Annotated in this window: 7 protein-coding genes and 2 pseudogenes; 6 read left to right on the forward strand and 3 right to left on the reverse strand. The window is 54.6% G+C overall.

Translation table 11 applies throughout. The features are described from left to right. Positions 1-295 precede the first annotated feature (295 nt). Positions 296-436, forward strand: a complete 141-nt coding sequence (locus WH277_RS14015) for a hypothetical protein (protein WP_162900974.1) — start codon at positions 296-298, stop codon at positions 434-436. On the opposite strand, the pseudogene WH277_RS14020 reads toward WH277_RS14015, so the two are convergent. Continuing rightward, positions 417-1,568 (reverse strand): annotated as a pseudogene (locus WH277_RS14020) (beta-glucosidase). The gene WH277_RS14015 and the pseudogene WH277_RS14020 sit on opposite strands and share 20 nt — an antisense overlap. A 131-nt stretch (positions 1,569-1,699) precedes the next feature. On the opposite strand from WH277_RS14020, the pseudogene WH277_RS14025 reads away from it, so the two are divergent. Then, positions 1,700-3,166, forward strand: a pseudogene (locus WH277_RS14025) (phospholipase D family protein); the annotation flags it as partial. 35 nt (positions 3,167-3,201) lie between these two features. Here WH277_RS14025 and mdoC read toward each other — a convergent pair. Further along, complete coding sequence (mdoC, locus tag WH277_RS14030; RefSeq protein WP_133840936.1) at positions 3,202-4,329, reverse strand: glucans biosynthesis protein MdoC; 1,128 nt, start codon at positions 4,327-4,329, stop codon at positions 3,202-3,204. A gap of 269 nt (positions 4,330-4,598) precedes the next feature. Between mdoC and WH277_RS14035 the strand changes: the two genes are divergently transcribed. From WH277_RS14035 to WH277_RS14045, 3 genes are all read left to right on the forward strand, one after another. Then, positions 4,599-6,134 (forward strand): glucan biosynthesis protein G, encoded by a 1,536-nt coding sequence (locus WH277_RS14035; protein WP_171149442.1) that lies wholly within the window; start codon positions 4,599-4,601, stop codon positions 6,132-6,134. Continuing rightward, positions 6,127-8,685: a glucans biosynthesis glucosyltransferase MdoH gene (mdoH, locus tag WH277_RS14040; RefSeq protein WP_133840934.1), complete on the forward strand. Its 2,559-nt coding sequence runs from the start codon at positions 6,127-6,129 to the stop codon at positions 8,683-8,685. Before WH277_RS14035 ends, mdoH begins: the two co-directional genes overlap by 8 nt. Before the next feature lie 214 nt (positions 8,686-8,899). Then, positions 8,900-9,133: a YceK/YidQ family lipoprotein gene (locus tag WH277_RS14045; RefSeq protein WP_374760123.1), complete on the forward strand. Its 234-nt coding sequence runs from the start codon at positions 8,900-8,902 to the stop codon at positions 9,131-9,133. Positions 9,134-9,149: 16 nt separating this feature from the next. Here the strand turns inward: WH277_RS14045 and WH277_RS14050 are convergent, their stop codons facing one another. Further along, positions 9,150-9,548 carry a MysB family protein gene (locus WH277_RS14050; protein WP_167864368.1) on the reverse strand — a complete coding sequence of 133 codons (399 nt, stop codon included), beginning with the start codon at positions 9,546-9,548 and terminating at the stop codon, positions 9,150-9,152. A 357-nt stretch (positions 9,549-9,905) separates the two neighbouring features. Between WH277_RS14050 and WH277_RS14055 the strand changes: the two genes are divergently transcribed. Continuing rightward, positions 9,906-11,582, forward strand: a complete 1,677-nt coding sequence (locus tag WH277_RS14055) for a ShlB/FhaC/HecB family hemolysin secretion/activation protein (protein ID WP_445235317.1) — start codon at positions 9,906-9,908, stop codon at positions 11,580-11,582. Positions 11,583-11,586: the final 4 nt, after the last annotated feature.

Here is an 11,586-nt window from a genome sequence, read left to right on the forward strand (position 1 = left end):
TCATTTTGTCTGACTGTTCAGTCGAGGAATCACTGCACCTGCCTGATTTCAGAAGAAAAGAGTCTATCTTATTCCTTTTTTAGCAGTGATGAATCAATTTATTACGTTAATCAGACTGGGAGTTGTGCTATTATCCTGCGCGATTATTTGAGAATGATTGACACTTTTTGGTGCTATAAACCCTCGTGGAATACTGTACTTTCGTTAGTGTTGCTTATTTTTTAGGTGAAAGGGACGTCTTTCATTTTTTAACGGCACCCCAACAGGATTGTTTGCCGGTACGCTGTGGCTGAACATGAAAAACAGTTCCAAACCTGAATCTGAAAAAGAACCTCGTGTACCGTTAGATGATGCGCAGTTTGCCATTGTGGTCCTCGCTGTCACCTCTTTTACGCTGATTATCTTTGTCCTCGGCATTACGTTGTGGATGTCCTGATCGGCTCCTGCTGATGTTTTATCTGCTGACTGCGTAGCATCAGCGCCATGGATTCATTGATGGTGCGATTGCCATTCGCATCGGGTAGACCAAATAATCCGGCAGGCAAGCGACGGTCATCATCCCATGCCGGGTAGTCGACAACGGGATAGAGTGAAATGCCCTCCAGCTGTACGCCCGCTTTCAGTGCCAAATCGCATTCCTGACTGACGAGGTTAAGCCACGTCTGAGACTGGCCTGCTTCTGCACCGGTTTCGGCGATCAGCAGGGGGCGTTGATAGCGTTGCCACACTTCCTGTAACAACACATTTAACGGCCGGTAGTCCGGGTGGTGCGGTTCCAGCGGGTCGCCGTTATGGAACCACTGATTGTCCGGGTACCAGGTCAGGCCCATAATATCCAGCAGATCTTCCGATCCCCCCAGTTCCGGTTCGCTTCGCCCTGCCAGCCAGTCCCAGACTTCATATTGCGCCTGATGCTGTTGCTGCGCCTGTAAGCGGGCGGCGGTGGAATATCCGGATGCCGCAACGTTGACCAGTGGATCGGTGAGCACAAAGCGCACCCCAGGCAGTTCTTCACGCATGGCATGCATTGCCGCTATGCTGGCGCGAGCGAGTTGTCGTTTCAGTTAGCGACCACGCCCGGTAACAAAAGGGTTAAACCAGGCGATTTCCGCACCGGCCCATGACCAGAATGAAATCTGATTCATGGGGGTAATAAACGGGCGGGTATGACCTTCTTCACGCATCAGGCGGGCGAGGGCGCGGGCAAAGGCGCTGAAACGATCAACGAATTCAGGCTGCCAGATATCCAGCCCGTCCGGCCAGCCACAGTGGGCCAGCTCCCAGATCATTTCAATACCGTACTTTTCCGCAGCTTTTAGCTGCGGCAAAAAACTGTCCCAGTGATATTCTCCGGGTTGCGATTCAATTAAATACCAACGGGCGCCATCGCGTGCCGTCAGGATCTGATGGCTGGCTAACAGCGCATAATCTTTCTCCAGCAGCGTGTCATGTCCGCTGCTGATCATCAGGTCGGCGCGCTTGCCCGGTGTCCGGCAGGCAGTGGAGCAGGCGAAGCTCCCCTGGTAGAAGCTGGAAAACAGACCGGGCGGGTAATGTCCATCATGCATAATGTTCTCCTGAGGGAATAAAACGCAGGCGATGGGCTAAGTCTAGACTATATGTTTGCAGGCCTGAACAGACTGTGGGCCAGGCCGGAGTTAACCGGATGAATAACCGTATTACCGCACAAGGATTGCTGATGACCGACACGCTTCACCCTTTGCAGGCAGTCAGCCCGGCTGACGCGACACGCCTGGCGCAGGCGATTACGCCACTGGTCGCACAGCATCCCCTGTACAGCGGGGTCTATCCACTGGCCGAAGGGCTGGATGCCTTTGCCGCGCGCTATCAGTTGATCACCCTGGCGGAAAATACGCTGGATATTCAGTATTACATCTGGCAGAACGACCTGTCGGGCAGGCTGTTGTTCAGCGCACTGCTGGCGGCAGCCCAGCGCGGCGTGAAAGTGCGTCTGCTGCTGGACGACAATAACACTCAGGGACTGGACCGGACCCTGAGCGAACTGAACCGTCACCCGCTGATCGAAGTGCGCCTGTTTAACCCGTTTACCTTCCGCACGCTGAGGGCGCTGGGTTACCTGACGGACTTTGCCCGCCTGAACCGACGGATGCACAACAAAAGTTTCACCGTTGATAATCAAGCCACCATCGTGGGGGGGCGTAACATCGGTGATGAATATTTTGGCGTGGGTGATGAACCGCTGTTTTCCGATCTGGATGTGCTGGCCGTGGGCCCGGTGGTGGATGAAGTGGCGCAGGACTTTGACCGCTACTGGCAGAGCCGGCCCGTGGCACCGCTGCACCGCGTGGTTGAAGAGGAAGAGGGCGAGACGTCGGCGGTGTCACTGCCGGAGGCCTGGCGCGACAGCCCACAGGTGGCGCGCTATCTACGTCAGGTGGATGAGTCAACGTTCGTGACCCAGTTAGACAATCGCAAGCTGCCTTTTACCTGGGCGAAAACGCGTCTGTTAAGCGACGACCCGCGTAAAGGGCTGGGACGGGCCAGAACCAGCACGCTGCTGCCACAACGTCTGCTGGAGGTGATTGGTAAACCGCAGCAGCAGCTCGACATCATTTCTGCCTATTTTGTGCCAACACGTACTGGCGTGGCGCAACTGCTGGCCCTGGTGCGCAAAGGGGTAAAAATCTCTATCCTCACGAATTCGCTGGCGGCCAACGACGTGTCGATTGTGCACGCGGGCTATGCAAAATGGCGTAAAAAGCTGCTGCGTCACGGTATTCGTCTATACGAGCTTAAGCCGAACAGCGGAACACGCGAGCCCAGCCACGATCGTGGTCTGACGGGGAACTCGGGGTCCAGCTTGCATGCAAAAACCTTCAGCGTGGATAACCAGACGGTATTTATCGGTTCGTTTAACTTTGACCCGCGCTCTGCCGTGCTGAATACCGAAATGGGGCTGGTGATTGAAAATGATGCGCTGGCAACGCGCATTCACGAGCGATTTATCAGCAGTATGCGCGACCGCGCCTGGACGCTACGTCTGGATAAATGGGGGCGGGTTAACTGGGTGGAGTATCCGGGAGAAGGGGCCAATGAAGTGGTGCATAAGCATGAACCGCGCACCCGGCTGATGCAGCGTCTGCTGGTGCGCCTGGTATGGCGTCTGCCAATCGAATGGTTACTGTACGGGGCGACCCTATTTCCGGTCGCCCCCTGCCATTACTGGCGCTGTGGCTTCCCGGAGAACAAGAAGCGCAGCAGTGGAATGCGCAGATGAATCTCATACAGCAGGAAGGCGATGCCAAACACAAACACCAGACCGGCGAAGAATCCGAGGGTGTTGCTGTCGATCTGCTTCACAAACAGAATGCCATAGAGAATGGTTAATGGATGGTGGACCAGGTAGATAAACAGCGAGGCGTTCACCAGATACGTTACGCGTGGAGAGTGGGAGTTCAGCAGGCGATGACCGAAGGTAAACACCACGTTGACCATCCACAGGCCCATGAGCATCGAGACCACCGCATCAATCTCATACAGCCAGCCTTCCCCTTTACTCCAGGTCTGATTGGCCACATAGGCGGCAAAAGCCAGCGCCGATCCCACAAAGGTCCAGGGAACCGGACGAACAAACAGGGCCTTAATCGCCGGATATTTCCATGCCATGGCACCCAGTATAAAGAAGGGCAGGAACATCAGTGTCTGCATCACCGCCATATTAAACAGCGCATCGCTCAGGATCTGTGGTGCAAAAATAAACATCAGACGACGAAATGCACCCCAGGCCAGGCTGCAAAGCAGAATAAAACAGGTTAAACGTGTCCAGGTGAGTTCGGAATAGTCTGTTTTCTCACGTGCGCCATCGCGCAGAAAACGGAACAGCCAGAAGCCTGCCACGGTCAGAACGATCAGGACCAGCAGGAACCACAGATGGGAAATCAGATCCCAAACCAACGTATTATATTTCTCATACAGGGTCTTACTGCTCCAGTCACCGATCTTACTGGTCCACTCTTTCAGCATAAAAAACTGCGGCAGCGTAATCAGGGGGATGGCGGTCAGCATCGGGATACCAACCCGCTCCACACGCACCTTCAGCCAGTCTGATGGGGTGTAGCGCAGGAACAGCATATAGGAAAAATAGCCTGAAATAACAAAGAACACCTGCATGCGAAACGCATGGATGAAGTCATTCAACAGCGTCAGCCATTCGGAGGGCGCGACACTGTTGACCGACCAGTTTTGTGTGGAATAAATCAATGAGACATGAAAAGGCACCCCTAATAACATCAGCCAGGCGCGAATCGAATCCAAAAAGTATTCTCGTTGTGGTGTTTTTTTAGTCATATATGTCCAGTATTAAACAAGTTAATCACCCGGTTCACCCTGAACCAGTCTAAAGCTTACCGCTTACTTTAATAGAGCAAACCCGCGTATACTATCAGCCGAATCTGTTTCCGCTAAACGCTTGAGAATCGGGCTATTAGCCACTCGGAATAGTGGAACAAAAACGGGCTCAGGCTGTCGGAATGCTGAATTATCCTTTAAGATGGATCCATTGATTTAAGCACCCGAAAGGGGGGGATGTGCGGACTAAAATGAACAATAAACCAAAACTGATGAAATTGCGCTGGGTTGGCGCGGCAGTTTTGCTTTCAATGTATGCCAACACCAGTTGGGCTTTCAACATTGACGATGTGGCAAAACAGGCGAAAGAGTTAGCCGGCAAAGGCTTTGAAGCGCCGAAAAGTAATCTACCGTCACAGCTGCGTGATATGAAGTATGCCGACTATCAGCAGATCCAGTTCAATCATGAAAAAGCCTATTGGAACAAGTTGAAGACCCCTTTCAAACTTGAGTTTTACCATCAGGGTATGTACTTCGATACGCCGGTACGCCTCAATGAAGTGACGGCTAACAGCGTTCGTGAAATCAAATACTCTCCGGAATATTTCAATTTCGGCAATGTGAAGCACGATCCGGATACCGTGAAAAACCTCGGTTTTGCCGGTTTTAAAGTGCTGTACCCGCTGAACAGTAAAGATAAGAAAGACGAGATTTCCAGCTTCCTGGGGGCCAGCTACTTCCGCGTGATTGGTCAGGGCCAGGTATATGGTCTGTCGGCCCGTGGTCTGGCCATCGATACGGCATTGCCGTCCGGTGAAGAGTTCCCGCGCTTCAAACAGTTCTGGATTGAGCGTCCGAAGCCGCAGGATAAACATCTGGTGATCTATGCGCTGCTGGATTCGCCGCGTGCGACCGGCGCCTATCGTTTCCTGATCACCCCAGGTAAAGACAGCACCGTTGATGTGCAGTCAAAAGTCTACCTGCGTGACAAAGTGGGCAAACTGGGCGTGGCTCCATTAACCAGTATGTATCTGTTCGGTGCGAACCAGCCGTCTCCTGTGGCGAACTATCGCCCGGCGCTGCATGATTCCAACGGCCTGTCGATCCATGCCGGCAACGGTGAATGGATCTGGCGTCCGCTGAATAATCCAAAACACCTGGCCGTCAGCACCTTCACCGTGGAAAACCCACGTGGTTTCGGTCTGCTGCAACGTGGCCGTGATTTCGATAAGTATCAGGACCTGGATGACCGCTACGATCTGCGCCCAAGCGGCTGGATCGAGCCTAAGGGTGACTGGGGTAAAGGCCGCGTTGAGCTGGTCGAAATCCCAACCAGCGATGAAACTAATGACAACATCGTGGCATTCTGGACCCCGGAAAGTCTGCCAGAGCCAGGCAAAGAGATGAAGTTTGCCTATCGCCTGCACTTTACACGTGACGAAAGCCAGCTGCATACGCCGGATACCGCCTATGTGAAAAGCACGCTGCGTTCTCTGGGTGATGTGAAACAGTCTAATCTGGTGCGTCAGCCAGACGGCACAGTGGCGTTTATCGTCGACTTTGTTGGCCCGGACATGAGCAAGCTGCCGGAAAACACCCCGGTCACGCCGCAGGTGAGCATCGGTAACAATGGTGAGCTGGTAGAAAACAGCGTGCGCTATAACCCGGTCACCAAAGGCTGGCGTCTGGTGCTGCGTGTTCGTGTTAAAGACAATAAACAGCCGACCGAGATGCGTGCTGCACTGGTTAACGGTGACAAAACGCTGACGGAAACCTGGAGCAATCAGTTGCCTGCCAATGAATAAGTCTACCGTAATACCCAACGAATATATCGATGCGCTGCCCCTTTCCCCGGAGCGGAAAGGGGCGCTGCGTGATGCGTTGCCAGAACAACCGTCCGATACCTTCAGCCAGTTGCACTATCAGCTGGCCGAAGACGGCCCGGTCGAAACGCGCCCCGATGATGCTCCGCAGGAATCGGTAAAAGCGCGTGTCGAGATGAGCTGGCCTGACTCTGTTGATGGCGGTCGTCAGTTTGACAAAGACGCGCTGGATCGCACCACGCTGAAAGCGATGCCGAAACACACCCGTTCTTCTATGTATCCGGAAGAGTGGCGGACCAACCCGGTGGCGCGTGCATGGGATTCCCTGCGTGGGCGTAAAAGCACACCGCGTTACGACAGCCGCGAAGAGCAGAAAAATGAAGACAAATGGCGCCATGTTGGCTCTATTCGTCGTTATATCCTGCTGTTCCTCTCCGTCTTCCAGACGGTGGTGGCCACCTGGTATATGAAAACCATTCTGCCTTACCAGGGCTGGGCGCTGATCGATCCTATGGAGATGATCAACCAGAACTGGCAGCAGTCGGTGTTGCAGATCCTGCCTTATGTGTTGCAGACCGGGATCCTGTTCCTGTTTGCCATCCTGTTCCTCTGGGTATCTGCGGGGTTCTGGACGGCACTGATGGGGTTCCTGCAACTGATGATCGGCAAGGACAAATACAGTATTTCGTATCTGACCAACGGCGACGAACCGATTAACCCGGAACACCGCACCGCGCTGATCATGCCCATCTGTAATGAAGATGTCGGGCGTGTGTTTGCTGGTCTGCGTGCTACCTGGGAATCCGTGGTGCGTACCGGTGAGCAGGCGAATTACGATGTGTATATCCTCAGCGACAGTTACAACCCGGATATCGCCATGGCTGAACAGAAGGCCTGGATGGAGCTGGTACGTGATGTCGGTGGGGAAGGGCGTATTTTCTATCGCCGCCGTCGCCGTCGCGTGAAACGCAAATCCGGTAATATCGATGACTTCTGCCGCCGTTGGGGCAGCCAGTACAGCTACATGGTCGTACTGGATGCCGACAGCGTGATGAGCGGTGACTGTCTGAACGGTCTGGTGCGCATGATGGAAGCGAACCCGAAAGCGGGCATCATCCAGTCATCACCAAAAGCATCGGGTATGGATACGCTGTATGCGCGTTGTCAGCAGTTTGCGACCCGCGTTTACGGTCCGCTGTTTACCGCCGGTCTGCACTTCTGGCAGTTGGGTGAGTCGCACTACTGGGGCCATAACGCGATTATCCGCGTGAAGCCGTTTATCGAACACTGTGCGCTGGCGCCATTGCCGGGCGAGGGCTCGTTTGCCGGTTCCATCCTGTCCCATGACTTCGTGGAAGCGGCCCTGATGCGCCGTGCAGGCTGGGGGGTGTGGATCGCTTACGATCTGCCGGGTTCTTATGAAGAACTGCCGCCAAACCTGCTCGATGAACTGAAGCGTGACCGTCGCTGGTGCCACGGTAACCTGATGAACTTCCGTCTGTTCCTGGTGAAAGGGATGCACCCGGTTCACCGTGCTGTGTTCCTGACGGGCGTGATGTCTTATCTGTCAGCACCGCTGTGGTTTATGTTCCTGGCGCTCTCCACCGCTCTTCAGGTGGTGCATACGCTGATGGAGCCGCAGTACTTCCTGCAACCGCGCCAGCTGTTCCCGGTGTGGCCGCAGTGGCGTCCGGAGCTGGCGATAGCGCTGTTCTCCACCACGCTGGTGCTGTTGTTCCTGCCGAAGCTGCTGAGTATTGTGCTGGTGTGGTTCAAGGGCGCGAAACCTTACGGCGGTGCACTGCGCGTACTGGCTTCCCTGTTCCTGGAAATGCTGTTCTCCGTGCTGCTGGCACCGGTGCGCATGCTGTTCCATACGGTGTTTGTGGTCAGTGCCTTCCTCGGTTGGGAAGTGGTGTGGAACTCACCGCAGCGTGACGATGATGCTACGCCATGGAGTGAAGCCTTTAAGCGCCACGGTTCGCAGATGCTGCTTGGCCTGGTCTGGGCGGGCGGTATGGGCTGGCTGGATCTTAACTTCCTCTGGTGGCTGTCGCCGATTGTCTTCTCACTGATCCTGTCTCCGTTTGTTTCGGTATGGTCCAGCCGTCGTACGCTCGGTCAGGCATCGAAGCGCGGTAAACTGTTCCTGATACCGGAAGAGTTCAGCCCGCCGCAGGAGCTGGTGGATACGGATCGTTACGTTGAGCTGAACCGCGAACGTGAGCTGGATAATGGCTTTATGCACGCCATGTTCCATCCCTCGTTTAACGCGCTGGCCAGCGCCATGGCGACCTCGCGTCACCTGAAGAGCGATATCCTCGACTTCGCCCGTGACCGTCGTATTGAGCAGGCGCTCAGTGAATCGCCAGCGAAGCTGGACCGCGATCAGCGCCTGGCGTTGTTAAGCGACCCGGTCACGCTGTCACGCATGCATTACCGCCTGTGGCAGCACGCCGATAAGTATCACGACTGGTTAGATCATTACCATACGTTGAAACTGAATCCACTGGCGCTGAATAACGCTAAATAGTATTTGGGTCGGGCATGCCCGACCCTTACGGGATGGCATACCCGACCTTGTAGAGGCTAACCTTTTTTTCCGGTCAGCCCGTCAGGCAGGAAGACTAAAAGCCGGGACCTTGTGTCCCGGCTTTTTTTACGTTTTTTTTGCATTGAGTGCTATGGTGCTGTGATGTACAGACGGTAAGATAGTGCGTTTTTTATTCGGGAATAATGTGGTGAGCATGTTTTTACGCGGTGTGATGTTGGTAGTCAGTGTGCTGGTACTGAGCGGGTGTGGCAGTATTATCAGCAGAACCGTGCCCGGACAGGGGCACGGCAATCAGTATTATCCCGGCGTACAGTGGGATGTGCGTGATACGGCGTGGCGCGTGATCACCATTATCGACCTGCCGCTGTCGCTGGTGGTGGATACCTTGTTGTTACCGGTGGATGCGCACCACGGCCCCTACGAGTAATCCCTTTTACCGTACCTCAGGCACGGTTATCGGCATCCGTATTATTGTCTTCCCACTCTTCTGCTGCCGCTTCGGCCTCTTCGCTGTCGGCAGGCGGTTCAAGCTGGAATTCCCCTTCATCCCATTCATGCAGGGTATTTTCAGGCAACCATTCGCTTCGCAATTCGACCTCGTCGAAATCACCGTCAAAAATGGCCTGCGCGGCTTCACCGCTGTACAGCGACACAAGCTCGCCTTCATCTCCATCCTCGGTGAGAAACTCCGCCTGCCACATAATGTCCCCATCCTGCATCACAAACTTTTGCAGATTGAACTGATTCACCGCGGCGTCATCTTCGTCGACCTCCGGATTGGCAGCAAGGTACTCTTCACGAGCCGTATCAATGGCTTCTTCCAGCGTGGCATAAAGTGTCATGATCATCTCCCTGGTTTTATTGGTAAAGAGTAATTGTTGTCGCTGTGCGTCAGGATGCAAGGCGGTAAAGAAGAAATTTTGTGTACCGTGCATGAGGCCGATTGACAAGAATTTCTGTCGCTTAGCGATATCTGGTCAATCTTTGAATGGGTAAATTTTACTTAAATACATCAGCAGTAAACGGCCTTTATTATTTTTCATCTTTTCTATTTTAATTAAATCAGCCTGTGTTATTGACTTAACGTAAATTACTGGAGGGAGTATTCAAACTGAATGAATTAAGTTTATTCTTATTTCACAGCAGGTAATCTGTGCGCATTGAATTCTTCCCCTATTCACATTTATTTAACTTATATCATGATGATGTTAACCCCGGTAAGGACACTGACGGCATTACTGCTGGCGGGTGCGTGTTTTACTCTTTCAGCGGCCATGCTCAGCCCGGCCGATCGTGACGCCGTACGCCAGCAACAGCAGCAAATCCTCGATCAGAACCAGCAGCAGCGTGATGAGCTGGAGCGCAGCACGGCATTACCATCCGCGCAGCCTCCGCGCCCGGTGCTGCCCTCTGCCGGCCCCTGCTTCAGGATCAATACGCTGCGTCTGACCGGCGTGACGTTGATTTCCCCCCATCACCAGCAGCAGTTGCTGGCACCCTGGCAGGGTTCATGTCTGGACATGGCCAGTATCAGCCAGCTCACCCACAGCATCTCCGACTGGTATATCAGCCGTGGCTATATCACCAGCCGCGCGTTTATTCCCGAACAGGATCTCTCCGGGGGGGAATTAACACTGGCGGTGCTGGAAGGCAAATTACAGCATATTCGTCTTAACGGTTCCCCGGCGCGTGAACTGAATATGGCTTTCCCTGGGCTCGAAGGAAAAATCCTTAATCTGCGCGATATCGAACAGGGAATGGAACAGATTAATCGCCTGCGTACCACGCCGGTTCAGATTGAAATCCTGCCCGCTGACCAGCCGGGGTACTCGGTGGTGAATCTGACCGCCACCCCGGAGTTTCCCCTCAGTCTCTCCGCGGGCTTTGATAACAGCGGGCAGAAAAGTACCGGAACCGGGCAACTCAGCGGGGCGCTGACGGCAAACAATCCGCTGGGCCTGGCTGACCGCTGGTTTATCAGCGGTGGTCGCAGCTCGGCATTTTCCCGCGCACGCGATGCGCAAAATTTCCAGGCCGGGTTCAGCGTGCCTTATGGCTACGGCCTGCTGGACTACAGCTACAGCTGGAGCAACTACCTCAGCACCATCAACAACAACGGCTTTGACTGGCTGTCACGCGGTGACACCAAAACCCACCGGCTCGGCCTTTACCAGGGGCTGTACCGCAACAGCGATATCAAAACCGGCCTGTCGCTGGGCATTACTCATCGCATCAGTCGTAACTGGCTGAACGATGCGCCGTTGCAGAGCAGCAGCCGCAAACTCTCCAGCCTGCAAATCGGTATTAATCATACGCAGAAGCTGGGCGGCGGTATCGCCACCCTGAACCCGATGTTCACGCGGGGAATGCCGTGGTTTTCGGCGGAAAGCGATGAGGGGAAAAACGGAGATCTGCCGAAGGCAGAATTTCGTAAATGGAGCCTGAACGGTAGCTATCAGCTCCCTGTCACCCACAGCCTGTGGTGGTTAAGCAGCTTTTACGGCCAGTGGTCACCGGACCGTCTGTACGGCAGCGAGCGCCTGACGCTGGGAGGTGAAAGCTCGGTACGCGGCTTTAAAGAGCAGTATCTCTCCGGGGATAACGGGGGCTACTGGCGTAATGAGCTGAACTACGCCCTGTTTACCCTGCCGGGTCTGGGGCAGGTCAGCGCGCTGGCGGCGCTGGACGGTGGCTGGTTGCACAGCGACCGCCTCGACCCCTGGGCGGCGGGCACCCTGTGGGGCAGCGCCGTGGGCCTGACTACCAGTCAGCGCTATTTCTCCACGCAGTTTACCGTTGGCACGCCGCTGGATTATCCGGACTGGCTGGCGCCCGATCACCTCACCGTGCAGTACCGCATCTCACTGATTTTTTAAGAGG

This window comes from Erwinia sp. MYb416, assembly GCF_037479575.1.
GTDB lineage: Bacteria > Pseudomonadota > Gammaproteobacteria > Enterobacterales > Enterobacteriaceae > Erwinia > Erwinia rhapontici.

Coding starts and splice junctions, on each gene's coding strand:
- WH277_RS14015 (WP_162900974.1), top strand. CDS start 296: ATGAAAAACAGTTCCAAACCTGAATCTGAAAAAGAACCTCGTGTACCG.
- mdoC (WP_133840936.1), bottom strand. CDS start 4,329: ATGACTAAAAAAACACCACAACGAGAATACTTTTTGGATTCGATTCGC.
- mdoH (WP_133840934.1), top strand. CDS start 6,127: ATGAATAAGTCTACCGTAATACCCAACGAATATATCGATGCGCTGCCC.
- WH277_RS14045 (WP_374760123.1), top strand. CDS start 8,900: ATGTTTTTACGCGGTGTGATGTTGGTAGTCAGTGTGCTGGTACTGAGC.
- WH277_RS14050 (WP_167864368.1), bottom strand. CDS start 9,548: ATGACACTTTATGCCACGCTGGAAGAAGCCATTGATACGGCTCGTGAA.
- WH277_RS14055 (WP_445235317.1), top strand. CDS start 9,906: ATGATGATGTTAACCCCGGTAAGGACACTGACGGCATTACTGCTGGCG.